General features: G+C 58.5%; 23 protein-coding genes. 9 read left to right on the top strand and 14 right to left on the bottom strand.

The window, feature by feature from the left end; genetic code table 11:
• Window positions 1-135: 135 nt before the first annotated feature.
• The gene (gene bglX, locus BJP61_RS08015; RefSeq protein WP_038861847.1) at window positions 136-2,433 is read right to left on the bottom strand and encodes a beta-glucosidase BglX; all 2,298 of its coding nucleotides are present in this window, start codon (window positions 2,431-2,433) and stop codon (window positions 136-138) included.
• Window positions 2,434-2,626: 193 nt separating this feature from the next.
• Here bglX and dld point away from each other — a divergent pair, with 193 nt between their 5' ends.
• Together dld and BJP61_RS08005 are read left to right on the top strand one after the other, a co-directional pair.
• The gene (gene dld, locus BJP61_RS08010) at window positions 2,627-4,378 is read left to right on the top strand and encodes a D-lactate dehydrogenase (RefSeq protein WP_075192811.1); all 1,752 of its coding nucleotides are present in this window, start codon (window positions 2,627-2,629) and stop codon (window positions 4,376-4,378) included.
• A gap of 92 nt (window positions 4,379-4,470) precedes the next feature.
• Window positions 4,471-5,025, top strand: coding sequence for a GNAT family N-acetyltransferase (locus tag BJP61_RS08005; RefSeq protein ID WP_075192810.1), 555 nt, complete (start codon window positions 4,471-4,473; stop codon window positions 5,023-5,025).
• Between the two features lies 1 nt (window position 5,026).
• Here BJP61_RS08005 and pbpG read toward each other — a convergent pair whose 3' ends face one another.
• On the bottom strand, window positions 5,027-5,959 hold the full coding sequence (pbpG, locus tag BJP61_RS08000) for a D-alanyl-D-alanine endopeptidase (protein WP_038861841.1): 933 nt from the start codon (window positions 5,957-5,959) through the stop codon (window positions 5,027-5,029).
• Between the two features lie 166 nt (window positions 5,960-6,125).
• Window positions 6,126-6,713 carry a Yip1 family protein gene (locus BJP61_RS07995; RefSeq protein ID WP_171998111.1) on the bottom strand — a complete coding sequence of 196 codons (588 nt, stop codon included), beginning with the start codon at window positions 6,711-6,713 and terminating at the stop codon, window positions 6,126-6,128.
• Window positions 6,714-6,897: 184 nt separating this feature from the next.
• Between BJP61_RS07995 and BJP61_RS07990 the strand changes: the two genes are divergently transcribed.
• Window positions 6,898-7,464, top strand: coding sequence for a DedA family protein (locus tag BJP61_RS07990; protein ID WP_161581362.1), 567 nt, complete (start codon window positions 6,898-6,900; stop codon window positions 7,462-7,464).
• Here the strand turns inward: BJP61_RS07990 and BJP61_RS07985 are convergent.
• Together BJP61_RS07985 and BJP61_RS07975 are read right to left on the bottom strand one after the other, a co-directional pair.
• The gene (locus tag BJP61_RS07985) at window positions 7,461-8,237 is read right to left on the bottom strand and encodes an SDR family oxidoreductase (protein WP_038861836.1); all 777 of its coding nucleotides are present in this window, start codon (window positions 8,235-8,237) and stop codon (window positions 7,461-7,463) included. The two genes, BJP61_RS07990 and BJP61_RS07985, sit on opposite strands and share 4 nt — an antisense overlap.
• 293 nt (window positions 8,238-8,530) lie before the next feature.
• Window positions 8,531-9,487 carry an MBL fold metallo-hydrolase gene (locus BJP61_RS07975; protein WP_171998110.1) on the bottom strand — a complete coding sequence of 319 codons (957 nt, stop codon included), beginning with the start codon at window positions 9,485-9,487 and terminating at the stop codon, window positions 8,531-8,533.
• A gap of 75 nt (window positions 9,488-9,562) precedes the next feature.
• On the opposite strand from BJP61_RS07975, the gene BJP61_RS07970 reads away from it, so the two are divergent.
• Entirely contained in the window at window positions 9,563-10,501 is a 939-nt protein-coding gene (locus BJP61_RS07970) for a LysR family transcriptional regulator (RefSeq protein WP_171998109.1), read from the top strand.
• Here the strand turns inward: BJP61_RS07970 and dusC are convergent.
• Window positions 10,488-11,420 carry a tRNA dihydrouridine(16) synthase DusC gene (dusC, locus tag BJP61_RS07965; protein ID WP_038861826.1) on the bottom strand — a complete coding sequence of 311 codons (933 nt, stop codon included), beginning with the start codon at window positions 11,418-11,420 and terminating at the stop codon, window positions 10,488-10,490. The genes BJP61_RS07970 and dusC overlap by 14 nt on opposite strands.
• A 191-nt stretch (window positions 11,421-11,611) precedes the next feature.
• On the opposite strand from dusC, the gene BJP61_RS07960 reads away from it, so the two are divergent.
• From BJP61_RS07960 to sanA, 4 genes are all read left to right on the top strand, one after another.
• Window positions 11,612-12,013, top strand: coding sequence for a CidA/LrgA family protein (locus tag BJP61_RS07960; RefSeq protein ID WP_075192805.1), 402 nt, complete (start codon window positions 11,612-11,614; stop codon window positions 12,011-12,013).
• A complete protein-coding gene (locus tag BJP61_RS07955) occupies window positions 12,010-12,705 on the top strand; it encodes a CidB/LrgB family autolysis modulator (RefSeq protein WP_038861821.1) in 696 nt (231 codons plus the stop codon). Before BJP61_RS07960 ends, BJP61_RS07955 begins: the two co-directional genes overlap by 4 nt.
• Before the next feature lie 128 nt (window positions 12,706-12,833).
• The gene (cdd, locus tag BJP61_RS07950) at window positions 12,834-13,718 is read left to right on the top strand and encodes a cytidine deaminase (protein WP_171998108.1); all 885 of its coding nucleotides are present in this window, start codon (window positions 12,834-12,836) and stop codon (window positions 13,716-13,718) included.
• Between the two features lie 124 nt (window positions 13,719-13,842).
• On the top strand, window positions 13,843-14,556 hold the full coding sequence (gene sanA / locus BJP61_RS07945) for an outer membrane permeability protein SanA (protein ID WP_007675908.1): 714 nt from the start codon (window positions 13,843-13,845) through the stop codon (window positions 14,554-14,556).
• Window positions 14,557-14,742: 186 nt separating this feature from the next.
• Here sanA and mglC read toward each other — a convergent pair whose 3' ends face one another.
• The 7 genes from mglC to BJP61_RS07910 form a co-directional block, all read right to left on the bottom strand.
• The gene (gene mglC / locus BJP61_RS07940; RefSeq protein WP_038861817.1) at window positions 14,743-15,753 is read right to left on the bottom strand and encodes a galactose/methyl galactoside ABC transporter permease MglC; all 1,011 of its coding nucleotides are present in this window, start codon (window positions 15,751-15,753) and stop codon (window positions 14,743-14,745) included.
• 15 nt (window positions 15,754-15,768) lie between these two features.
• Window positions 15,769-17,289, bottom strand: a complete 1,521-nt coding sequence (gene mglA / locus BJP61_RS07935; protein WP_171998107.1) for a galactose/methyl galactoside ABC transporter ATP-binding protein MglA — start codon at window positions 17,287-17,289, stop codon at window positions 15,769-15,771.
• Window positions 17,290-17,375: 86 nt separating this feature from the next.
• On the bottom strand, window positions 17,376-18,371 hold the full coding sequence (gene mglB / locus BJP61_RS07930; protein ID WP_038861814.1) for a galactose/glucose ABC transporter substrate-binding protein MglB: 996 nt from the start codon (window positions 18,369-18,371) through the stop codon (window positions 17,376-17,378).
• A gap of 282 nt (window positions 18,372-18,653) precedes the next feature.
• Window positions 18,654-19,679 (bottom strand): HTH-type transcriptional regulator GalS, encoded by a 1,026-nt coding sequence (gene galS / locus BJP61_RS07925; protein ID WP_038861813.1) that lies wholly within the window; start codon window positions 19,677-19,679, stop codon window positions 18,654-18,656.
• A 155-nt stretch (window positions 19,680-19,834) separates the two neighbouring features.
• The gene (gene yeiB / locus BJP61_RS07920; protein WP_038861808.1) at window positions 19,835-20,992 is read right to left on the bottom strand and encodes a DUF418 domain-containing protein YeiB; all 1,158 of its coding nucleotides are present in this window, start codon (window positions 20,990-20,992) and stop codon (window positions 19,835-19,837) included.
• A 9-nt stretch (window positions 20,993-21,001) separates the two neighbouring features.
• Window positions 21,002-21,673, bottom strand: coding sequence for a GTP cyclohydrolase I FolE (folE, locus tag BJP61_RS07915; RefSeq protein ID WP_004387461.1), 672 nt, complete (start codon window positions 21,671-21,673; stop codon window positions 21,002-21,004).
• A 125-nt stretch (window positions 21,674-21,798) separates the two neighbouring features.
• Window positions 21,799-22,923, bottom strand: coding sequence for a YbfB/YjiJ family MFS transporter (locus BJP61_RS07910; RefSeq protein WP_171999273.1), 1,125 nt, complete (start codon window positions 22,921-22,923; stop codon window positions 21,799-21,801).
• 123 nt (window positions 22,924-23,046) lie between these two features.
• Here BJP61_RS07910 and fghA point away from each other — a divergent pair, with 123 nt between their 5' ends.
• Window positions 23,047-23,877 (top strand): S-formylglutathione hydrolase, encoded by an 831-nt coding sequence (gene fghA / locus BJP61_RS07905; protein ID WP_171998106.1) that lies wholly within the window; start codon window positions 23,047-23,049, stop codon window positions 23,875-23,877.
• Window positions 23,878-23,970: 93 nt separating this feature from the next.
• Here fghA and BJP61_RS07900 read toward each other — a convergent pair whose 3' ends face one another.
• Window positions 23,971-25,440, bottom strand: a complete 1,470-nt coding sequence (locus tag BJP61_RS07900; protein WP_038862339.1) for an amino acid permease — start codon at window positions 25,438-25,440, stop codon at window positions 23,971-23,973.
• Window positions 25,441-25,532: the final 92 nt, after the last annotated feature.

Here is a 25,532-nt window from a genome sequence, read left to right as displayed (position 1 = left end):
TCGCTAAGGGCTTAAGAGAAAAGCGTAGTTGATAAATGTTACGGGCGGAGGGAAAAGACGGGAAATGGCATTTTTTGGAAGAAAAACGGCATAAAAAAGGGCCGGTTTCCCGGCCCTCTGACTTTCAACAACCGTTTACAGCAGTTCGAATTCGCCCTGCTTCACGCGGGCGGAATCAAGCCCGATAAAGACATTAAACTTGCCAGGCTCGGCGTCATATTTCATACGCTGGTTCCAGAATTTCAGCGCCTCGACGTCGATCGGGAAGCTGACGGTCTGGCTTTGGCCAGGCTTGAGCGTCACTTTCTCAAAACCGCGCAGCTGTTTCACCGGACGACTCATGGACGCCGTAACGTCCTGAAGATACATCTGCACCGCCGTCGCGCCCTCGCGTTTGCCGGTGTTGGTCACCGTCACGCTGGCGGTCACTTTGCCGTCACGTTTCATGGTCGGCGCGGAGAGCTTCACGTCGGACACGCTGAACGTGGTGTAGCTCAGGCCATAACCGAACGGGTACAGCGGGCCGTTGGCTTCGTCAAAGTAGCGCGAAGTGTATTTGTTCGGTTTTTCCGGGTTGTACGGGCGGCCCGTGTTGAGGTGGCTGTAGTAGACCGGGATCTGGCCGACCGAGCGCGGGAAGGAAATTGGCAGCTTGCCCGACGGGTTATAGTCGCCAAAGAGCACGTCGGCGATGGCGTTACCGCCTTCGGTCCCGGCAAACCAGGTTTCCAGGATCGCGTCCGCCTGCTGATCTTCTTTCACCAGCGCCAGCGGGCGGCCATTCATCAGCACCAGCACCAGCGGTTTGCCGGTCGCTTTCAGCGCGCTAATCAGATCGCGCTGGCTCTGCGGAATGGTCAGGTCAGTACGGCTGGACGCCTCATGGGCCATGCCCTGGGCTTCGCCGACCACTGCCACGACCACGTCTGACTGCTTCGCGACGTTCACCGCCTCGTCGATCATTTCCTTCGGCGTGCGTTTATCCACGACCACAGCCGGCTCGTAGAGATTCAGGAAGTCGACAATACCTTTATCGTCGGTGACGTTCGCGCCTTTGGCGAAGAGAATTTTCGCTTTATCGCCCGCCACGTTTTTCATGCCCTGCAGCAGCGTCACGGACTGATCCGCCACGCCCGCCGCTGACCAGCTGCCCATCATGTCGCGCTTGCTGTCAGCGAGCGGCCCGACCACCGCGATAGTGCCGGATTTTTTCAGCGGCAGCGTCTCCAGGCGGTTTTTCAGCAGCACCAGGCTTTCGCGTGCCACGCGACGCGCGTCGTCGCGGTGCAGGCGGCTCTCGGCGTTGGTGTCTTTCGGGTCGGATTCTTTCGGCCCCAGATGACTGTACGGATCGTTAAACAGCCCCATGTCATATTTGACGTTCAGCACGTGACGGGTGGCGTCGTCAAGTTCGGCCATTGTCACTTTGCCGCTCTTGATAAGATCCGGCAGATATTTGCTGTAATACTCATCCGCCATGCTCATATCGACGCCGGATTTAATCGCCACGCGCACTGCGTCTTCCGGGCCGGATGCCGTACCGTGTTTGATAAGCTCTTTAATCGCGCCGTGGTCGGAAATGGTAATGCCTTTAAAGCCCCAGTCGCCGCGCAGCAGATCTTTTAGCAGCCAGCCATCGGACGCCGCCGGGGTGCCGTTCAGGGAGTTAAGCGCAATCATCACGCCGCCGCTGCCCGCGTCGAGCGCCTCTTTGTACGGCGGCATGTAGTCGTTAAACAGGCGCTGGGAGCTCATATCAACGGTGTTGTACTCTTTACCGCCCTCCACGGCGCCGTAAGCGGCGAAGTGTTTCACGCTGGTCATGACCGAGTAGCGGTCCGCCGGGCTTTTGCCCTGCATCGACTCCACCATGGTTTTGCCCATCATGCTGGTGAGATAGGTATCTTCGCCGAACCCCTCCGAGCCGCGACCCCAGCGCGGGTCGCGCGTCACGTCGACCATCGGCGCCCAGGTCATATTCAGACCGTCGTCGGCGGCTTCATACGCCGACACGCGGCCCACGGTTTTCACCGCGTCGAGGTTAAAGGTAGACGCCAGGCCCAGGCTGTTCGGGAAAATGGTGCGCTGACCGTGCAGCACATCGTAGGCAAAAAACAGCGGGATTTTCAGGCGGCTTAACTGCATCACCTGATCCTGCATCGCGCGGATATCCGGACGGGTCACGGTATTGAAAATCGCGCCGACCTGTCCCTCTTTAATCATGTCCCGAATCGCTTCTTTCGGGTTATCCGGCCCCACGCTAATCAGGCGCAGCTGGCCAATTTTCTCATCGACCGTCATTTTTTTGAGTAAATCGGTCACGAACGCATCCCGCGCTTCGGGCGTCAGCGGATGATCGCCGAACTGTTCAGACGCCAGGGCCGGTTGCAGCGCAAGGCTCACGGCCATACCCACAGAACAAAGCCATTTCATAGGATTAACTCTCTTTTAGACGCGGCCGCAACGTTGCCGCCACAAAGATTAAGGTGTGCAGTGTGCCATAAGCCTTAGCAGGGAAGAAGCCAAACGCAAGTTTATACGCTGATTTTTCAACCTTTTCGGACTCGTCGCGAATTCACGGCTATGCTTAGAGACGTGCGTTTTTCTCTGCCACAAGGAGTGGAACATGATCCTGACATCAACCTCCGGTAACCATGAGGTTATCGCGGAGCTGACCCGCATCACCGGCGCCAGCCATCTTCTCACCGACCCGGCCAAAACCGCCCGTTACCGCAAAGGCTTTCGCTCAGGCCAGGGCGAGGCGCTGGCCGTTGTCTTTCCCGGTACGCTGCTGGAATTATGGCGCGTTCTGGAAGTTTGCGTCGCCGCCGACAAAATTATTCTGATGCAGGCGGCTAATACCGGCCTGACCGAAGGCTCGACGCCGAACGGCAACGACTACGATCGCGACATTATTATTATCAGCACGCTGCGCCTCGATAAGCTGCACCTGCTGGATAAGGGCGAGCAGATCCTGGCTTACCCCGGCACCACGCTCTGGCAGCTGGAGCGCGCGTTAAAGCCGCTCGGGCGCGAGCCGCACTCGGTGATTGGCTCTTCCTGTATCGGCGCCTCGGTGATGGGCGGCATCTGCAATAACTCCGGCGGCGCGCTGGTGCATCGCGGCCCCGCGTATACCGAAATGGCGCTGTTCGCGCAGATAGACGACACCGGGCGGCTGCGCCTCGTTAACCATCTGGGCATCGATCTCGGCCAGACGCCGGAGCAGATCCTGGGCCGCCTGGATGATGACCGTATCGACCCCGCCGCGGTGCGCCACGACGAGCGCCAGGCCTCTGACCGTCACTACATTGAGCGCGTGCGCGATATCGAGGCTGACAGCCCGGCGCGCTATAACGCCAACCCGGAGCGGCTGTTTGAGGCGTCCGGCTGTGCCGGGAAACTCGCGGTGTTCGCGGTGCGTCTTGATACGTTCGAGGCTGAAAAGCGCCAGGAGGTGTTTTATATTGGCACCAATCAGCCTGACGTCCTGACGCAGATCCGCCGCCATATTCTCGCGAATTTCCAGAGCCTGCCGGTCGCGGGCGAATATATGCACCGCGACATCTACGACATCGCCGAGCGCTACGGGAAAGACACCTTCCTGATGATCAACAAGCTCGGTACTGACAAAATGCCGTTCTTCTTTACCGCCAAAGGCCGCACCGACGCCTGGCTTGAGAAAGTGCCGTTCGTCAAACCGCACTTTACCGACCGCGTGATGCAAAAACTGGGGGGGCTGTTCCCCGGCCACCTGCCGCCGCGCATGAAAAGCTGGCGCGATAAATATGAGCATCATCTGCTGCTGAAAATGGCGGGCGAAGGTATCGAAGAGGCGCGCAGCTGGCTGACCGCGTTCTTTAAAGAGGCCGAAGGCGATTTCTTCGCCTGTACGGCGGAAGAAGGCAGCAAGGCGTTTCTGCATCGCTTTGCGGCGGCGGGCGCGGCGGTGCGCTACCACGCGGTACATGCCGACGAAGTAGAAGATATTCTGGCGCTGGATATCGCGCTGCGCCGTAACGACACCGAATGGTTCGAGCATTTGCCGCCGGAAATCGACAGCAAGCTGGTGCATAAGCTCTATTACGGCCACTTCTTCTGCCATGTCTTCCATCAGGATTACATTGTTAAAAAAGGGGTGGACGTCCATGCGCTCAAAGAAGAGATGCTGGCGCTGCTGCGCGCGCGCGGCGCGCAATACCCGGCGGAGCATAACGTCGGCCATCTCTATGAAGCGCCGGAGAGCTTAAAACTATTTTATAAGGCCAATGACCCGACCAACAGCATGAACCCCGGCATCGGCAAAACGTCGAAGCAGAAATACTGGGGCGAATCCGCCGGGATCGCACAAACGCCAACGGACAGCGCCTCCCGCTGATTCTGGCAGGCTGTTTTCTTTTTAAGCGCAGGCATAATATATCCCCCATACCGCCGGAGCCCTCCGGCGGTATGTTTTCAGAGGATACAGGTATGGCTGTTGTGGAACATCTCACGGCGTCGAAGGCCGCGATTCGGGACGTCACGCCGGGGGATATCGAAGCCATCCGCGTGATTTATGGCTGGCATGTCGAACACGGTCGCGCCTCGTTTGAAGAAACCGTGCCGACGCTCGCTGAGATGACCGCGCGCGTGAAAAACGTGACGGATCAGGGCCTGCCGTGGCTGGTGGCGGAACTCGACGGCATCGTGGTTGGCTACAGCTACGCCTCGCCCTGGCGCCCGCGCCCCGCGTATCGTTACACCCTTGAAGAATCCATTTACATCGACGCCAGCGTGACCGGTCGCGGCATCGGCAGCCGTCTGTTGCAGGCGCTGATCGAGCGCTGCGAGCAGGGGCCGTGGCGGCAACTGATGGCGGTGATAGGCGATGGCGAGAATAACCGCGGCTCGACGCGGCTGCACCGGCTGCTGGGGTTTGAAGTGGTGGGGAATTTGCGCAGCGTCGGTTTTAAGTTCGGCGGCTGGCGCGACACGCTGATTATGCAGCGTCCGCTCAATCAGGGAGACTGGACGCTGCCGGAATAACTTATTCGGCGCTGTTGTTCGCCATCTGCGCCGCTTTCTGGCGCTTATAGGCAAGCGCCGCTTCAGGCACCGGTTGCGCCTTGCCGGTTTCAAGCCAGGTGCGCAGACGGCTGGCGTCGGCGAAATGGGTGTACTTGCCGAACGCGTCCATCACCACCAGCGACACCGGGCGGTTTTTTATCAGCGTACGCATCACCAGGCAGTGCCCCGCCGCGTTGGTAAAACCGGTTTTGGTCAGCTGTATATTCCAGTTGTCGCGATAGACCAGATGGTTGGTGTTGCGAAACGGCAGCGTATACGGCGGGTTGGAGAAGGTCGCCATCTCTTCGCGCGTGGTGCTGAGCTGACCAATCAGCGGATACTGTTTGGTGGCAATCAGAAGTTTGGTGAGATCGCGCGCCGTCGAGACGTTGTGTATGGAAAGCCCCGTCGGCTCCACAAAGCGTGTGTTGCGCATGCCGAGCGCTTTGGCTTTGGCATTCATGGCGCGGATAAACGCGTCGTAACCGCCCGGATAGTGGTGCGCAAGGCTCGCCGCCGCGCGGTTTTCCGACGACATCAGCGCCAGCAGCAACATATTTTTACGGCTGATCTGGCTGTTTAACCGCACCCGTGAATAGACGCCTTTCATCTCCGGCGTGTGGCTGATATCTACCGTCAGCTTCTCATCAAGCGGCAGGCTGGCGTCGAGCACCACCATTGCGGTCATCACTTTGGTAATAGACGCAATCGGACGCACCAGGTCCGGATGGCTTGAGAACAGCACTTCATTCGTGCGCAGATCGACTATCATGGCGCTGCCGGAGGCGATTTGCGGCTCGGCGGCGGACACAGAGGGCGCGGCCGCTTTCGCGGCGGCGAGCGCGGGCGTGGAAAGCGGCGCGGTCAGCAGTAGCGCAAGACTTAACAGGGAAAGACGAATTTTTGTCGACATGGCGAAAGTTCGGAAAATAATTCACGCGCGTAATCAAACGCACCGCCACCAATGATAATAACTATTGATGGCTGGCGCGGGCATGATACTCCGGCCTTCGCGTTTCCCGCTACAGGAGATTCAGTGCACGCTGCGGCACCGCCGGTTTTTACACCGGCGGCTCGCGTCAGAACAGATGATAGCCGTAGCCCCAGAGCAGTACGGTCAGCGCCAGCAGCACTTCCAGCAGCAGGACGCCGATAGCGAGCGTCGAACCGGAAAAACGCAGCCCCTCTTCCTCGTTGATACTGAGAAACGCCGGGATACCGACGTAAAGCAGATACCCGGTATAGAGCAGCGCCAGTGTGCCCACCAGCCCGCAGAGCCACACCAGCGGATAGAGCGCCACGACGCCGCTTAGAAAAAGCGGCGTCGCCACATAACCCGCAAAGACCATACAGCTTGCCAGCGACGGACGATGCGGGAGGTCACGCGCCATCCACCTGATAACACGGCCCATAATGGCGACGCCCGCCAGCATCAGCGCATAGAACAACACCGCCAGATAAAAACCGGTAAACAGCGACAGCCGGACCACGTTGCCGTCACCGAAATCCCAGCCAATCTGGGTGGTGCCGATAAACGCGCAAATCACGGGGATCGCCGCCATGATGAGCACGTGGTGAGTATAGTGATGCGACACGGTTTCGTTTTCGCGGCGAATCACCTGCATTTCGCGAAAGGGATGGGCTAAAAGCCCCCAGACATGGTTCATAACGCCCCCTGACACAGACCGCCCGGAACGGGTGCTTTAAGTATAATTCAGCCCCATAGATTAAAAAGTAAACAGCACAAAAACGCGCGGGCGGTTGGCCGGGCAAGGCGCGGCGAGCGCGTTATACTTCTGGTTTCGCGCATGTCGCGAACGCAGGCAACGCAAACGGGAGCATTTTTGATTCATGGATATCAATAACCTGATTGAGCAGTACGGTTATCTGACGCTGTTTTTCGGCAGCCTGGCGGAGGGGGAGACGGTGACGCTACTGGGCGGCGTGGCGGCGCATCAGGGGCTGCTGCATTTTCCGCTGGTGGTGCTGGTAGTCGCGCTCGGCGGCATGATAGGCGACCAGTTGCTTTATCTCGCAGGACGCCGCTTTGGCACCCGCGCCCTGGGACGCTTTTCCCGCAAGCAGAAGCAAATTACGCGCGCCCAACAACTTATCCAGCGCCATCCGGCGTGGTTTGTGATTGGCACCCGCTTTATGTACGGTTTTCGCATTATCGGGCCGCTGCTGATTGGCGCGAGCCATATCCCGCCGAAGCTTTTTCTGCCGCTCAATATTCTCGGCGCGGTGGTCTGGGCGAGTCTGTTTACCACGCTGGGGTATCTGGGTGGTGAAGTGATCGAGCCCTGGCTGCATCGGCTCGATCATCACCTCAAACAGCTGATTTGGGTGGCGCTGGCGGTGGGGATTGTCCTGCTGCTACGCTGGCTGTGGCATAAGCGCAGCAGCAAAGAGGATTAAGACGCCTGCGCTTTAAACTGCGGGTTCACCAGCGTAAAACCGCCGTCGATGATAAACGACTGGCCGGTGGTATAGGTGGCGCCCTCGGAGCAGAGCCACGCGACGATGCTGGCTATCTCCTCGGTTTCGCCAGGGCGCGCCAGCGGAATATTCGGCATGGAGCCGGGCGTCGCGTCGCCTTCTTTCATGTCATTCATCGGCGTGGCGATAGCGCCCGGCGCCACGGCGTTCACCAGAATGTTATGCTCAACCAGCTCCAGCGCCATCGATTTGGTTAACCCGCCGAGCGCATGTTTGGCGGCGGTGTACGCGCTCGCCTCCGGCAGCGGCGTGTGCTCATGCACCGAGGTGATATTGACGATGCGCCCGCCCTGCCCCTGTTTCACCATCGCCTTCGCGGCAATCTGCGAGCAGAGAAACGCGCCGTCGACATCCACCGTCTGGATACTGCGCCATTCGTCGAACGTCATCTCCAGAAACGGGGCTTTGATCATCGCGCCCGCGTTATTGACCAGCGCGTCAATACGCCCGAAGCGGTCGATCAGCTCCTGAATGGCATTCGCGCCTTCCGGCAGGTTGCTGAGGTTGAGCTGGATAAGCTCAGCGCGCCGCCCCAGGCTTTCCACTTCACGCGCCGTCTCTTTCGCGCCTTCGTCATCGCTATGCCAGGTGATGCCAATATCAAAACCCTGCTTCGCCAGGAAAATCGCACACTTCTTGCCGATGCCAGAATCTGACGCGGTGACAATCGCCACTTTGTTTGCAGAACGCATGGTGCCTCCGGGTAGTTGCGGTAAAGCGTTAAGTATAGCGATGCCTGAAAATTCAGCGCCGACTGGCAGGCTAACGCAATCTGCACTTTTTTCTGCCGCCCCGGCAGGAGCTTCTATACTGATAATTACCTTCATGGATCAACAGGATCCCGCAAAGACAATAAGGAGTGGCGATGAAATATATTCTGTGGGCGGTACTGATTATTTTTCTGATTGGGCTGTTGGTGGTTACGGGCGTGTTTAAGATGATCTTCTGATCTACCGGGCGCCGCCTGTCCGCGGCGCCCATTCTGTTATTGCGCGCCGTGGCTGCTGTAGTTAACCGGCACCCAGCGATACCCTTCTCCCTGCGCTTTTATCTTACCGATCCCCGGAAACGCGATATGCGCCGACGCGACCCAGGCGTTGCTTTGCGCTGCCATTTTCAGGGTTTTCTCTCTCGTTGCCACCGCGCCGTCCTGGTTGACGTCAAAATGGATAGCCACCTGAGGCTGCGGCATCTGCACCGCTTTGACATGAATAATATCGCCCCACAGCAGCAGTGTTTCGCCGCCGCGGCTCACTTTGTAGATAACGCTGCCGGGCGTGTGGCCGGGCGCGGGCAGCGCCTCAATGCCTGGCATAATCTGCGTTGGCGCGCGGAACGTGCTCAGTTTGCCCGCGTCAATGACCGGGCGCAGCGAACGTTCGGATTCCGCAAAGGTGTGGCGCTGGCTCTCTTCCACCTCGTTTTTCCGGGCGGGATTTAGCCAGAGATCGACATCGCGCTGATCCACCCGCACGGTGGCGTTCGGGAAGACCAGCTTGCCGTCGCGCTGCACGCCGCCGGAGTGATCGCCATGCACGTGCGTCAGCAGGACGGTGTCGATTTGCGCAGGATCGATACCCGCAGCGCGCAGATTCTCTGGCAGATGACCGCCCGCGTCGCCCATCAGCGGGCCTGCGCCGGTATCCACCAGAATCAGCGTGTCGCCGGTGTTGATGACATAGGTGTTAATCGAGGTTTCAACCTGCGAGGTCAGCGCGTCGTCGGCGAGCCGCGCATTGAGCGCCTGTGGCGTGATGCGGGTTAAGAGTTTATCCGTCGGAATGGTCACGGTGCCGTCGGAGACGGCCGTTATCTGCCAGTCGCCCAGCATCATGCGGTAATAGCCCGGCGCCTGCGCCGGGTTAACGGCGAGCGGGGCGGCACTGACGTGCGCGGTAAAGGTGACGCTAAAAAGCGCCAGCAAGGCGGCAGTGATTTTCATCGTGTTTCTCCAGGTGATTTGCCTTGCCGAAGTATCAACGCCGGAATACTATCACTCCAATTGATTGGAGCCATAATGACTATCAAAGAAAACGATTTTCGTAAAATCGATCTCAATCTGTTGATCGCTTTCGCCGTGCTGTTTCGCGAGCAGAGCGTATCGATGGCGGCTGATAAACTGCATCTCGGCCAGCCCGCCGTGAGCGGCGCGCTCTCGCGCCTGCGCGATATGTTCGACGATCCGCTGTTTATCCGCAGCGGCCACCGGATGCAACCGACCGCGCGGGCCGTCGCCCTGCACGCCGAGCTGATGCCGCTGCTGGAGCAGCTCCAGTCAGCACTGTTCCAGCAGGCCGATTTTCATCCGCAGCAGGCGAGCGCCACCATTACGCTTGGCATGACTGACTGGGTGGAGATGTGGCTGATGCCGCAGCTGATCCCGGCGCTGCGCGAAGCGGCACCAGGTCTGCGCCTGAGCGTGGTGGCGAGCTCGCCGTTTAACGACACGCGCCGTCTGGAAGAAGGCGAGCTGGATATGGCGATAAGCGTGGCGTCGCCCGGGCCGCGCTGGCAGGAGCGCGAGGTGCTGGTGAGTATGCCTTTCGTCACGCTCTGGCACCCGTCGCAGCTTACGCTTAACACGCCGCTGACGCTTGCCGATTACGTGCGTGAACCACATCTGATGGTGACGTACCGCGAGGCGACGAGTAGCCTGATAGATACCCTGCTGGCACGCCAGGGCGAGCGCCGCAACGTCTGCTATACCACCCCGCATTTTGCCGGCCTGCCAGGGCTGCTGATGCAAATGCCCGCGCTCGCCACGGTGCCTGCGGGCCTGTGCGACCCGTGGCAGACGGCGTGGGGGCTTGCCGCAAGCCCGGTGCCGCTGGACGTGCCGCCGTTTGACGTGGCGCTGCTCTGGCATCAGCGCCATAACAGCGATCCGGCGCTGATGTGGCTGCGCGGGTTTATTCGCACGCTGCTGGCGAGCGGCGAGACAATCAGTGGCGGTTGATCGCCTGCGCGATAGCCGCTGAGGTGGTCAGCGCGCGGATCTCGCTGAAAAGTTCCGTCGCCTCGGCGTACTCTTTACGCAGATAGCCGAGCCACTGTTTAATGCGCGCCACGTGATACATGCCCGTGTCGCCCTGCTTCTCCAGCCGGGTATATTTTTGCAGCAGCTTTACCACATCCGGCCACGGCATGCGCGGCTCGTTATATTTGATAACGCGGCTTAAATTCGGCACGTTGAGCGCACCGCGACCAATCATAATCGACTCGCAGCCCGTCGCCGCGAGACAGGCCTGAGCGCTGGCATAGTCCCAGATTTCGCCATTGGCGATAACCGGAATAGAGAGGCGTTCGCGGATCTCGCCGATGGCCTGCCAGTTGATACGCTCCGCTTTATAGCCATCCTCTTTGGTGCGCCCGTGCACCACCAGCTCCGTGGCGCCGGCCTGCTGTACAGCGTCGGCGATTTCAAAGCGCCGCGCGCCGCTGTCCCAGCCGAGACGAATTTTTACCGTAACCGGCAGATGCGCGGGCACCGCTTCGCGCATCGCCTTCGCGCCGCGATAGATAAGGTCGGGATCTTTTAACAGCGTGGCGCCGCCGCCGCTGCCGTTCACCAGCTTCGACGGGCAGCCGCAGTTAAGATCGACGCCCCACGAGCCGAGCGCCACCGCGCGGGCGGCGTTCTCAGCCAGCCACTGCGGATGCTGGCCGAGCAGTTGCACCCGCACCCGCGTACCGGACGGCGTGCGGCTCTCGTTATGGAGTTCCGGGCAGAGTTTATAAAACGACTTTACCGGCAGCAGGCTATCCACCACGCGCAGAAACTCCGTGATGCAGAGATCGTAATCATTCACCCCGGTGAGCAGTTCACGCACCAGAGAATCAAGCACGCCTTCCATCGGCGCCAGTAAAACACGCATAACGCTACCCGCTAAAAAAAGAGGCGCTATGGTAGCGCCTCCCCATCGCGAAGGGAATGCGCTGGCGCGGCGTCAGAGTGTAAAAGAGCGCCCGCCGAAAAGTTTAGGTATGCTCAGGAGACGCCTGTGATCGGTAGCACAGTTTTAGATTTAATTGTATGATGAATGCGTTCGGTTAAAGGTTACCCTCTATGAGCACAATGCTGACTTCTCTCTGGCAACTGGTACGCGCTTTTATTTTGATTTACGCCTGTCTTTATGCAGGCATCGCGCTCGCTGCGCTGCTGCCGATTACGATCCCCGGCAGTATCATCGGCATGCTGATCCTTTTTCTGCTGCTCGCGTTTCAGATCCTCCCCGCGAAATGGGTGCAGCCCGCCTGTCATCTGCTGATCCGTTACATGGCGCTGCTGTTTGTGCCGGTGGGTATCGGCGTGATGCAGTATTTCGACGTACTGCAGGCGCAGTTCGGGCCGGTGGTGGTCTCCTGTTTTATCAGTACGCTGGTGGTGTTTATGGTGGTGAGCTGGAGCTCGCATCTGGCGCACGGCGAGCGCAAAGTGATTGGTCAGAAAAGGAGCCGTGAAAAATGATCCAGAATATCTGGTGGTCCCTGCCGCTGACGCTGCTGGTGTTTTTCGCCGCCCGTAAGCTTGCCGCGCGGCTGAAAAGCCCGCTGCTGAACCCGCTGCTGGTCTGTATGGTCGTGCTGATCCCCTTCCTGATGCTGACGGGTATTTCGTATGAACGCTATTTCCAGGGCAGCCGTGTGTTGAACGATCTGCTGCAACCCGCCGTGGTGGCGCTGGCGTTCCCGCTGTATGAACAACTGCACCAGATCCGCGCGCGCTGGAAGTCCATCATTACCATCTGCTTTGCAGGCAGCGTGGTGGCGATGGTGACGGGCACCTCTATTGCGTTGTTGATGGGCGCAAGCCCGGAAATCGCGGCATCAGTCCTGCCCAAATCCGTTACCACGCCGATTGCGATGGCCGTGGGCGGCAGCCTTGGCGGCATTCCGGCCATCAGCGCGGTGTGCGTGATTTTCGTCGGCATCCTTGGCGCTGTTTTCGGCCACGCGCTGCTGAACGTAATGCGCATTAAAACCAAATCGGCGCGCGGGCTGGCGATGGGCACTGCCTCGCATGCCCTCGGCACGGCGCGCTGCGCGGAACTGGATTACCAGGAAGGCGCGTTCAGCTCGCTGGCGCTGGTGATTTGCGGGATTATCACGTCGCTGGTGGCACCGTTCCTGTTCCCGCTGATTCTGGCGTTATGGCGTTAAAACTTGCGATACGTCGCGCATTTTCTTTTTAAATTTCATTTGTTGCATAGCCAGTGAGAGTTAAATCACATATAAAGCCTCAGGAGCGCCGTAAACTACGGTTCCGGTTACTTATTTGAGGCTTTGCCATGCACCCACGTTTTGAAACTGCCTTCGCACAGCTGCCGGCTGCGCTGCAAGCCGCTCTGGCTCCGCTGCTTGCCGATCCCCATTTTCCGGCGATGTTCAGCGCCGAACAGGTTGCTGAAATTCGCCGCCAGAGCGGACTGGATGACGACGCGCTGGCCTTCGCGCTGCTGCCCCTGGCCGCCGCCTGCGCGCAAACTGAAATATCCCACTTTAACGTTGGCGCCGTAGCGCGCGGCCTGAGCGGCGCGCTCTATTTCGGCGCCAATATGGAATTTCGCGGCGCGGCGATGCAGCAGACCGTTCACGCCGAACAGAGTGCTATCACCCATGCGTGGATGCGCGGTGAAGCTGGCCTTGCGGCCATTACCGTTAATTACACGCCGTGCGGCCACTGCCGTCAGTTTATGAATGAGCTCAACAGCGGGCTGACGCTGCGTATTAACCTGCCGGGCCGCGCGCCGTCAAAACTGGGCGATTACCTGCCGGACGCCTTCGGCCCGCGCGATCTGGATATCAAGACGCTGATTTTCGATACCGAAAACCACGGCTATGCGCTGCACGGCGACGCGCTGACCCAGGCGGCTATCGCCGCAGCGAACCGCAGCCATGCGCCTTACAGCCAGTCGCCTTCCGGGCTCGCCATTGAAACCCGCGATGGCGCGGTGTTTACCGGCAGCTACGCTGAAAACGCCGCGTTCAATCCGTCGCTGCCGCCGTTACAGGCCGCGCTGAATCTGCTGAGCCTGAACGGCTACGGCTGGCATGACATTCAGCGCGCGATGCTTGCCGAGCGCAGCGATGCGACCATTGTACAGCGCGACGCCACCGCCGCGACGCTGAATGCGCTGGGCTTTGCCGACCTCAAGCTGATAGCGCTCGCCTGATCCACCGCTGCGGGCGCCCTGCCCGCAGCGACGAAAAATGCTTCAACCGGACGTTCGATTCTTGCTCTTGCCCGACGGGTAAAGTAGCCTTGAGTCTCTTTCCTTATTGCTTCGAGCTGCCTGAATGTTAAAGCGTTTGTTATACAGCCTGCTGGCCCTGATTGGCGTACTGCTGTTAACGGCGCTGCTGCTTGACCGCTGGATTAGCTGGAAAACCGCGCCTTATGTCTATGACGAGCTGCAGGATTTGCCGTGGCGTCAGGTGGGCGTGGTGCTCGGCACCGCCAAGTATTACCGCACCGGCGTGATTAACCAGTATTACCGCTACCGCATTCAGGGCGCGCTGAACGCCTATAACAGCGGCAAGGTGAATTATCTGCTGCTGAGCGGCGATAATGCCCAGCAGAGCTATAACGAGCCGATGACGATGCGCAAAGATTTAATCGCCGCAGGCGTCGATCCGGCGGATATCGTGCTGGATTACGCCGGTTTCCGCACGCTCGATTCCATCGTGCGTACGCGGCGCGTGTTCGATACTAACGACTTCATCATCATTACCCAGCGCTTCCATTGCGAGCGCGCGCTGTTTATCGCGCTGCATATGGGGATTCAGGCGCAGTGTTACGCCGTGCCGTCGCCGAAAAATATGCTGTCGGTACGGGTGCGTGAGTTTGGCGCGCGTTTAGGCGCGCTCGCGGATCTCTATATCTTCAAACGCGAACCGCGCTTTCTCGGCCCGCTGGTGCCTATCCCCGCCCTTCACGAAGTGCCCGACGACGCGCAGGGCTATCCCGCAGTGACGCCGGAACAGATGCTTGAGTTGCAGAAGAAGAAGTAAGCGTAACGGGTAAAGGTGGAGCGCTATGCTTACCCGCTCCAGGCCTAAAGCGGCATTGAGATTTTCAGGGAGACACGTAAGTAAAGCGCCCCTTGCATGTGAAAAGCCGCCCCACATAAACCCGCGCCCCTGCCCCATAAAAAAAGCCCCCGCTGGCGGAGGCTTTTTCGGTATGACAAACAACAGTTATTTTTTACGCGCGTATTTCAGCGAATCCAGGGCAACCGCGAAGATGATAATCGCGCCCTTGATGATGTACTGCCAGTACGGGTTGATGCCGATATAGGTCAGACCGTAGTTAATTACGGTAAAGATTATCACACCGGTCACGACGCCCAGCACCGTACCCACGCCGCCGCTGAAGGAGACCCCGCCCACCACGCACGCGGCGATGGCGTCAAGCTCATACATAAAGCCCAGGTTGTTGGTGGCAGAGCCGATACGGCCCGCTTCCAGCAGCCCGCCGAAGGCGTAGAACACGCCGGAGAGCGCATAAATCATCAGCAGGTTCAACGCCACGTTGACGCCGGAGACTTTCGCCGCTTCCGGGTTGCCGCCGATGGCGAAAATGTTCTTACCGAAGCGGGTTTTGTTCCACAGGATCCAGACAAACGCCACGGCAATCAGCGCGTAGAATGTAATGTAGGAGAGTCTGAAGCTGCCGAGCGCCACAAAGCCCTGCGTAAAGGTCGAGAAACCGCTGTCGAAGCCGGAAATCGGCGATGCGCCCACGAAGTCGTAATAGAGCGAGTTGATACCGTAAACGATAATCATCGTGCCCAGGGTAGTGATAAACGGCGTGACGTTCAGGTACGCGATGATAATGCCGTTAATCAGACCAATCACGGCGCCGATAGCGCAAACAATCAGGATCACCAGCGGGATCGGCATGGTCGCCATCTCCGGGAACACCTTGTTGGCGTTTTCCATCGATTGCAGCAGCGTCGCCGCCACCACCGCCGCCAGACCCACCTGACGCCCTGCGGAGAGGTCGGTGCCCTGGGTGACAATCAGCCCCGCCACGCCAAGCGCGATAATAATACGCACCGATGACTGGGTAAGAATGTTACTTAAGTTCAGCAGGCTTAAAAACGTTGGGTCCTGGAAAATAATAATGGCCAGCAACACTAAAAGGACGACGTAAATACCGCCTTCTTTCAGATAAGTGAGAAAACTCTTCTTATTTAACGCACTCATGAGGAGCCCCTGATATTAAAGGTGCAAAGACGCAAGACGCAGAATTTCGTTTTGCGTCGTCGTTTTGGTGTCAACAATCCCGGAAACGAGGCCATTGCTCATTACCAGAATACGGTCAGTTATCCCTAACAGCTCAGGCATTTCAGAGGAGATAATAATGATCCCCTTGCCCTTTTTCGCAAGCTCGGCAATGAGCTGATAGATTTCAAATTTCGCGCCTACGTCAATCCCGCGGGTCGGTTCATCGAGCATTAATATTTCCGGCTGGGTCAGCAGCCAGCGCCCAATAATAACCTTCTGCTGGTTACCGCCGGAAAGCGAACCTATCTGGGTGCGATGGCCCGGCGTTTTTACGCGCATCGAGTCAATGACCCACTGGGTATCGCTTTTCATGCGGGAATTGTCCAGCAAACCGATTTTGCTTTTGTAGTTGCGAATATTGGAAATCAGGGAGTTGAAGCCGATATCCAGATAAGCATAGATCCCCGTTGAGCGGCGCTCCTCGGTCACCAGCGCGAAACCATTATTAATGGCCTCATTCGCGTTATGGTTATTAATCTTTTTGCCATGCAGACTAATCGTACCGCCAGATTTTTCACGGATACCAAATAACGTTTCCACGATATCGGTACGTTTCGCGCCCACCAGCCCCGCAATGCCGAGAATCTCGCCTTTATGCAGATCAAAAGAGACGTCGCGAATAGACGGCTGGCGCAGCGAGGTCAGATTGCGTACCTCAAGGATCACTTCGCCGGGCTTGTTTTCACGATCCGGGAAGCGCTGGTTAAGCGAACGACCCACCATCATGGCGATGATCTTATCCATATCCAGCCCGTCGAGCGGCTGAGTGGCGATCCACTGACCGTCGCGCAGAATGGTGATTTCATCGCACAGCTGGAAGATCTCTTCCATTTTGTGGGAAATATAAACGATGCCGCAGCCGCGCTCTTTCAGCTTGCGGATAATCTTAAACAGATGATTAACTTCTTTCTCAGTCAGCGAAGACGTCGGTTCATCCATGATGACGATTTTGGCGTCATAAGAAAACGCTTTGGCGATTTCAATCATCTGCATCTGCGATACGGAAAGCGTACCCACGCGAGCTTTCGGATCAATATCAATATCCAGCTCGTCGAAAATCGCTTTGGTATCACGAAACATTTTTTCCTGGTCGACAAACATGCCTTTGGTCGGATAACGGCCGAGCCACATGTTGTCCATTACAGAACGCTGTAATACCAGGTTTAATTCCTGATGGACCATCGAAATTCCATTCTCAAGTGCTTCTTTGGCAGAATGGAAATCTATTTCTTTCCCCTGGAAGAGAATACTGCCGGAATCTTTCTGGTAGATCCCGAAAAGGCATTTTAATAACGTTGACTTGCCCGCGCCATTCTCGCCCATCAGAGCATGAATAGAATGAGGGCGAACTTTTAAATTCACGTTATCGAGTGCCTTAACGCCCGGGAAGCTCTTGTTGATATTCGTCATTTCCAACAAGTATTCGCCTGGCGACTGCGTATTATTGCTGACCATATTTATACCTGGCTGCGAGAGTGTTGTCTGAGCATGGCACGGCTTAACAGGGGCGCAAAAGGCGCCCCGTAAGAACTTCGCAATTATTATTTACCGGTGATTTCCGCCAGGTTGTCTTTATCAACGCCGACGTAAGGAATGCGCACCACTTTATTTTCAATTTTCCAGTTGGTGCCATCTGCCGCGCCTTTACCTGCCGCCAGGTTTTTGGCAAGGTCAAACGTCGCTTTCGCCTGGTTATTGGCATCGTTCAGTACGGTACCGGCCAGCGCGCCAGATTTCACCAGCGCCAGGGCTTCCGGCAGCGCATCCACGCCGAAGACCGGCACAGCGGATTTGTTATGCGCTTTCAGCGCTTCTACCGCGCCCATCGCCATCGCGTCGTTGTTCGCGATAACCACTTCGATTTTGTTCGCGTTCGGGCCAGAGAGCCACGCGTCCATTTTGTCTTTGGCCTGAGCGGTGTCCCACATGGCGGTATCCAGTTGCAGCTGCTGGGTTTTGATGCCCTTGTCGTTCAACTCTTTGATAACGTAGGTAGTACGCGCTTCCGCATCCGGATGGCCCGGTTCGCCTTTCAGCAGCACGTACTGGATCTGACCGTCTTTGTTAAGATCCCAGCCCGCGTTGGCTTTCCAGTGCTTGGCAATCAGATCGCCCTGGATAATGCCGGATTCTTTTGAGTCGGTGCCCACATAATAGGCTTTGTCATAGCTGTCCAGCGCTTTGCGAGACGGCTCTTTGTTGAAGAACACGATAGGGATGTTCTGCCCACGCGCTTTTTCGATAACGGTGCCTGCGGCAGCCGGGTCAACCAGGTTGATCGCCAGAGATTTGACGCCTTTCGCCAGCAGGACGTCAATCTGATCGTTCTGCTTGGACTGGTCGTTCTGGGAGTCGTTCATCAGCAGCTGAACGTCGGACGACGCAGAAGCCTCTTTTTCAATCGCCTTGCGCACGACGGACATAAAGTTGTCGTCATATTTATAAATGGTTACGCCAATACGGTCGGCCGCCTGAGCAGCAGTGCCAAAAAGCATGCAGGACATAACGGCAGAGAGGGTCAACACCTTCTTATTCATGGTATCTCCGGTTTTTATGCAGGGTAGCTATCGTGAAAAACGGGCGGCAGGACGGTAAGGAGAAAAGCCTTACTGAATGCCGAAGTTCACTAATAAAAAACTCTTCCTTGCTCGGTAATGCTCCAGTAAAGCTTTTTTGTGGCTCCGGGCCGGCAGATAACGTCAGTGTTAAATCGCCGTTACATAATGTTTCAGGCCCATGAGACGCCGTCATCATAGACAGCGCAATGTTAATATACTGTGAATTTACTCACAGATTGAAAGCGGTTACATCACGCCGGTTTATAAACTAGTGATCGGGGCCACACTTTGTCTCGCCGCCACGGAATGGCGCCGCACTAGGGTCGGCATGAAACAGTGCGTCGCCCCCGGATCCAGCTCTCCTGCGGCTCCCTGTAACGCCAGCTCGGTGGCGAGCTTCGCCATGGAGACCACAGGATACCGCACGGTGGTGAGCTGCGGGTCGGTGTAACGGGCAATCGGAATATCATCGAAACCAATGACTGACACATGCTGCGGCACCAGGATGCCGTTATCTTTCAGCGCCGTCAGCGCGCCCGCCGCCATGCTGTCGTTATAGGCGAATACGGCGGTAAGCTGAAGGTTGCGGCCCAGCAGCTCTACCATCGCCGCCTCTCCGCCCTGCATATCCGGGCTACCGGTGCCGACCCAGCTTTCCGGCGGCTGTACGCCGTCGTCAGCCAGCGCCCGCTGCCACCCTTCGCGACGTTTATCGTTATCGTCAATCTGATGGCTGGAGGCGAGATAGCCGATGCGCTGATGGCCGCTGCTTTGCAGCATGCGCGTCGCCATCATGGCGCCGGTGACGTTATCAAGCCCGACGCAGCGATGCGCGTAGCCGGGCACGATGCGGTTAATCAGCACCATGCCGGGCACCTGTTCAAGGAAGGTCGAAAGCTCGTCGTCGCTGAGCGATTTGGCATGGACGATAAGCGCGCTGCACCGCTGGCGGATCAGCACTTCAATGGCGTGACGCTCTTTTTCCGCCTCGTGATAGCTGTTGCCAATCAGCACATATTTGCCATGCTGCTGCGCCACCACATCGACCGCTTTCACCAGCGCGCCGAAGAAGGGATCGGAAACGTCCATCACCACCACGCCGATGGTGTCGCTGACTTGCGTGGCGAGCGCTTGCGCGTTGGCATTCGGGCGATAGCCGAGCTGCGACACTGCCTGCATCACCGTTTCACGCGTTTCAGGGCTGACCAGTGCGCTGTTATTGAGAACCCGGGAGACAGTCGCGACAGAAACCCCTGCCAGACGGGCGACGTCACGAATGGTGATCATGGCGACCACCCTGAAGAGCTGAAATGCGTCTCACAGAAACCCCCTGTGTTAAGTCAGGAGGCTATTCTGGCAGTGTGCTGCCACGCGCTGCGTGAAGCGCATCACAGCGCTGGAAACGGTTACATGCGATTTGTTAACGATTGTGATCCAGATCGTTATCTGGATGATGCGGATTGCGGTGCGCCTGCGGCGAGGCGGGTCAGACGCCGCCACAGCCACTCCAGCGGCCCCTGACGGAAGTAGCGCAGCCAGAGCACGGAAAAGACAAGGTTAACCGCCCAGACCGCCGGCACAAACGCCAGCAGCGCAAACCGGTCGAATTTCATAAAGAGGCCGAAGTGGTTAAAAAGCGTGGTGCAGATGAGGCTTTGCAGCAGATAGTTGGTGAGCGCCATCCGCCCCACGCAGGCGACGGCGGTCATCAGTCTCAGGCGCGCCAGCCACGGCCAGTAGCCGAACACCAGCGCCGTATAGCCAAGCGCCTGAAGCGGCGCGCCGAGCTCGCGCGGCGCCTGAAGAATAAACGCGCACCAGCGGTAATCCCAGCCGAGCCGCCACTGAACGATAATCGCCGGCAGGTTAATCGCCACGCCAAGCGCCACCAGCCCGAAGCCCGTGCGCCGGTAGTGCCGCTGGCTGAATTCGCCGCGTAGCCAGCCGCTGCGCATCAGCGCCGCGCCGGTCAGCATCAGGCCCGCCAGTTGCCAGCCATACTGCGCGCCGAGCGCCAGCAGCATCGAGGAGAGCAGATTGAGGCGATTGCGGATGGCTTCCATACCGCCTTCGAGACGCCAGAATTTCTCATAGAACAGATCGCCCGCCTGCGGCGTCCAGGAGCGGTTCATGCTGTCACCGGACATCATGCCGAGCAGCAGCAGCACCGCAATGCCAATGAGATAGAGCACCACGCCGGTTTTAAACAGCGACTTCACGCTCTGGGCGTCGCGCACCATGCGCCAGCAGACCAGCCCCACCAGCCCGTAAGCCAGGAGGATATCGCCGTCCCAGATAAAAATCGCGTGAATGAACCCGAGCAGCACCAGCAGCGTCAGACGCGCCTGGATCCACCGTTTGCCGCGCGGCAGCAGCATTTGCAGCCCGGCGCCGAACAGCAGCGCGAAAAGCGTGAGGAATTTGACCTGCGCGAAGAGATCAAGCAGCGCCCATGTCCAGGCGTCGCGGTCAGTGATAGCGCCATACCAGGCGGGATTGAGATAAGCCGCCTTCGGCAGTCCAAAGGCGGTGATATTGAGCAGAAGGATGCCGAGAATCGCCAGGCCGCGTACCGCGTCGAGGGTAATATTTCTCGTCATCCTGGCGCCTTAGCCGTTGTGGTGACGCACGGCGCGCAGAAACTCCTGGCGCGTGTTCTGGCTGGACTTAAACAGCCCACCGAGCGACGTTGTGGTGGTGGCGCTGGTGGCGTCGCGGATGCCGCGCGCTTTCACGCAGTAGTGCACCGCGTCAATGGAGACCGCCACGTTATTGGTGCCGAGCAGGGTTTGCAGCGCCACCAGCACCTGCTGGGTCAGACGCTCCTGCACCTGCGGGCGCTGGGCGAAGAACTGTACGATGCGGTTAATTTTAGACAGGCCAATTACCGCGTCTTTCGGGATATACGCGACGGTCGCTTTGCCGTCGATGGTCACGAAATGGTGTTCGCAGGTGCTGGTCAGCGTGATATCGCGCACCGTCACCATCTCATCCACCTTCATTTTATTTTCAATGACGGTGATTTTCGGGAAGTTGGCGTAATCGAGGCCGGAGAAGATTTCATCCACGTACATCTTGGCGATGCGGTGCGGGGTTTCCATCAGGCTGTCATCGCTCAGATCGAGATTAAGCAGTTGCATAATTTCGGTCATATGGCCTGCGATCAGGCGCTTGCGGGTTTCGTTATCCAGTTCGTTGACTGGCGGACGCAGCGGCGTTTCCAGACCGCGCGCGACCAGCGCTTCATGAACCAGGGCCGCTTCTTTACTGAGTGATGGCATTGTTATTTTCTCCAGCAGGTGTAACCAGACTCTGCCCGGCCGGGGCTGAGCGTGCGCTCATTGTGCGTGAGCTAACGCACATAATCCAGTGGCCGGGGCGAAATTGTTGAAATCGTCGTGGCCTTTCAGGCGCGTCGCCAGACCAGCGCGCCGCCGACAAACAGCGCCACGCCCGCCAGCCACAGCGCGGGTTCCAGCTGGCCGGTGAAGTGGCTGGAGAGCGCGGAGGTCACGGGGCCGACCAGTTGCCCCACCGCGTAACCGGTGGTGAGCAGCCCTGCCAGGTAACGGGTGTGCTGTGGTGCCAGCTCGCGCCCGCATTGTAACGAGAGTTGCACCGCGCAAAGGAACCCGCCGCCGACCAGCAGCGACCCGACCACCAGCCCGGACAGCCCCGGCAGCAGCGCGGCCGCCAGCACACCCAGCCCCTGGAGCCAGAGCACAACGGCGAGCCGCTGCGGCGCCGTGCCGCGTGTTCGCCAGAGAATGCTGAGCGCAATCCCCACCACCGACGCCGCGCCGAACACCGGCCAGACGAACTGCGCAAAAAGGCTGCCGGGAAAACGCGCCGCCGCCATTTGCGATAAAAACGTTGCGGGCAAAATATAGCCGTAGCCCGCAAGGCTGTAGCTCCAGACGAGCCGTTTTAGCGCGGGCGTCAGCACCAGCGGCGCGGGCGGCGCATCCGCCCGATGCAGTTGCCCTTTACGGGGCAGATACCGGGCGATAAGCGCAATCAGCGCCAGCGCCAGCACGCCGTAAATCACCCAGCCCTGCGCCGCGCTTAACGCCGCGCCCTGGATCCAGACCGCCAGCAGACCGCTTATCGTGATGCCAACCCCAGGCCCTGCAAACACCGCCGCGCTCAGGCCCGGCTTGCCGTGATGGGCGAGTTGTTCATTGGTCCAGCCCGCGGCCATCACAAGCGCCCAGCCGCTCATGCAGCCAATCACAAAGCGCACCACGCCGTGCGACCACGGGCCGTCCGCCAGCGCCGACACCAGCGTCAATAGTACCGCTCCCCAGACCCCCGCATGCAGACGGTACTCCACATGACGCCGGGCGCGCATCGCGTCCCATGCGCCCAGCAGATAACCGAGATAGTTAGCGGCAGCCACCAGCCCCGCGCTGGTCAGCGTCAGCTGGCCTTCGCCCACCATTAACGGCACCTGCGGCGTAAAAGCGAAACGCCCAATCCCCATCGCCACGACCAGTGACAGAAAACCGGTTAATGCAATACGCAGCGCCACGCCGCCCCCAATTGTTAAAATAAAGTTATCAATATGGTGCGCCATGATGCCCACCCGGTGAAGTGAAACTTGCTCACCTGGCGTTTAAACTGCACTATCCGGGTTTGAAAAAAAGGAGCCACTATGGAACTGCTCGAAGAACACCGCTGTTTTGGCGGGTTACAACAGCGCTGGCGTCACGACTCCCGCGTGCTTAACTGCCCGATGACCTTCAGCCTCTTTTTACCGCCCGACGCGCAGACCCCGCCGCCGGTGGTGTGGTGGCTGTCGGGGCTGACCTGCACCGATGAGAACTTCACCACCAAAGCGGGCGCGCAGCGTGTCGCGGCAGAGCTGGGGCTCGCGCTGGTGATGCCCGACACCAGCCCGCGCGGCGATGACGTGGCGGATGACGCCGGCTATGACCTCGGCAAAGGCGCCGGTTTTTACCTGAACGCCACCGAGGCGCCGTGGGCGGCGCATTACCGAATGTTTGATTATCTGAGCAATGAGCTGCCGCAGGTGCTGGCGGAAAACTTTACGCTCGCGCCAGAAGCGGCCATCAGCGGGCACTCAATGGGCGGCCACGGCGCGCTTATCATGGCGCTGAAAAATCCGGGGCGTTTCCGCTCGGTATCGGCGTTCGCCCCCATCGTGAATCCGGCCGGGGTGCCGTGGGGTAAAAAAGCGTTCGGCGCCTACCTCGGCGACGATACGCAGCGCTGGCAGGCGTGGGACAGCTGCGCGCTGATGGAAAACGCCGACCCGGCGCACGCCATCCCGACGCTTATCGATCAGGGCGACAGCGATCCGTTCTTCGGCGAACAGCTCCAGCCCGAGCGTCTCGATGAAGCCGCGCGCGAGGCCGGTTGGCCGTTAACCTTGCGTATGCAGCCCGGTTATGACCATAGCTATTATTTCATCGCCACGTTTATTGAAGAGCATTTGCGCTTCCACGCGCAGCATTTGCGTTAACAGACGAGCGCGGTGGGGTTAAAGGTCGTGCCGGTCAAGGGCACTCGCCATCAAACCCGCCGTAATAAAAAAGGGCGCTTGCGCGCCCTTTTCTTATTTCTTCAGATGATCCGGGAATTCCATATCGCGATAACGCACAAAACGGGTGCCCTTCGCGAACTTATAACCAAACCAAATCAGCAGGAACAGCGGGATGCCGATATAAGTGGCCGCCACGGCCGCCCAGTCGATGGTATCCGCCAGGAATGCCTGATAGTTCTGGCCAAGCGTGATGATAAGACACAGCACGAAGGCGAAAATCGGGCCCAGCGGGAAGAAACCGGAACGGTACGGCAGGTTATTGATATCGTTGCCCTGCATCACATAGCCGCGGCGGAAACGGTAATGGCTGATGGCGATGCCAAGCCAGGCGATAAAGCCCGTCATCCCGGAGGTGTTAAGCAGCCACAGGTAGACCGTCTGGTTGCCGAACATGGAGGTCAAAAAGCACAGCCCGGCGATAACCGTCGTCGCATACAGCGCGTTACGCGGCACGCCGCCTTTAGAGAGCTTCGAGAAAATGCGCGGCGCTTTGCCGTCGCAGGCGAGCGTATAGAGCATACGGGTGGACGCATACATCCCCGAGTTGCCCGCCGAAAGCACCGCCGTCAGGATCACCGCATTCATAATCGCCGCCGCGCCCAGCAGACCCGCATGTTCGAATACCAGGGTGAACGGGCTGACGCTGATGTCTTTCACATCGTTGCGCAGCAGGCTCGGGTCGGTGTACGGAATAATCAGGCTGATAATCAGAATGGCGAACACATAGAACAGCAGGATACGCCAGAACACCTGGCGCACCGCGCGCGGAATGTTCTTCTCCGGATCTTCAGATTCGCCCGCGGCGATGCCGATAAGCTCGGTGCCCTGGAACGAGAACCCGACGATCATCGCCACGCCTATCATCGCCGAAAAGCCGCCCGCGAATGGCGCGTCGCCAATCTTCCAGTTGCTCCAGCCAGCGGGTTCAGAGCCTTTGAAGATACCGACAATCATCGCGATACCCACCAGGATAAAGATAATCACGGTGGCGACTTTAATTAAGGAGAACCAGTATTCCGCTTCGCCGAAGCCCTTCACGGAAATGACGTTCAGCAGGAACATGATGCCGAGGAACAGGGCGCTCCAGATCCAGCCCGGCGTGTCCGGGAACCAGTAGCTCATCACCAGTTGCGAGGCCACGAGGTCAACCGCGATGGTTACCGCCCAGTTGTACCAGTAGTTCCAGCCCAGCGCGAAGCCAAAACCCTCTTCAACATACTTCTGGCCGTAAGTGGAAAACGACCCGGACACCGGCATGTATGCCGCCAGTTCGCCGAGGCTGGTCATCAGGAAATAGACCATCAGGCCGATGAGAATATAGGAAAACAGCGCGCCGCCAGGGCCCGCCTGAGAAATAGTCGCACCGGAGGCGACGAAAAGTCCTGTGCCGATGGAGCCGCCAATGGCGATCATGGTCAGGTGGCGCGCCTTCAGTTCGCGACGCAGCGCAGGCGCTTGTGTGGTTTTAGATTCGGAAACCATATAAAAATAATGCCCATCCATCAAAAGAGGCGCGATTGTAGCAGAGTTACCGCGGACTACCTGGTGGAAAAACGCGGTTATAAGAGAGCTTC

This window comes from Cronobacter sp. JZ38 (genome assembly GCF_008932145.1).
Lineage (GTDB): Bacteria > Pseudomonadota > Gammaproteobacteria > Enterobacterales > Enterobacteriaceae > Cronobacter > Cronobacter muytjensii.
This window is presented reverse-complemented; position numbering and strand designations above follow the sequence as displayed.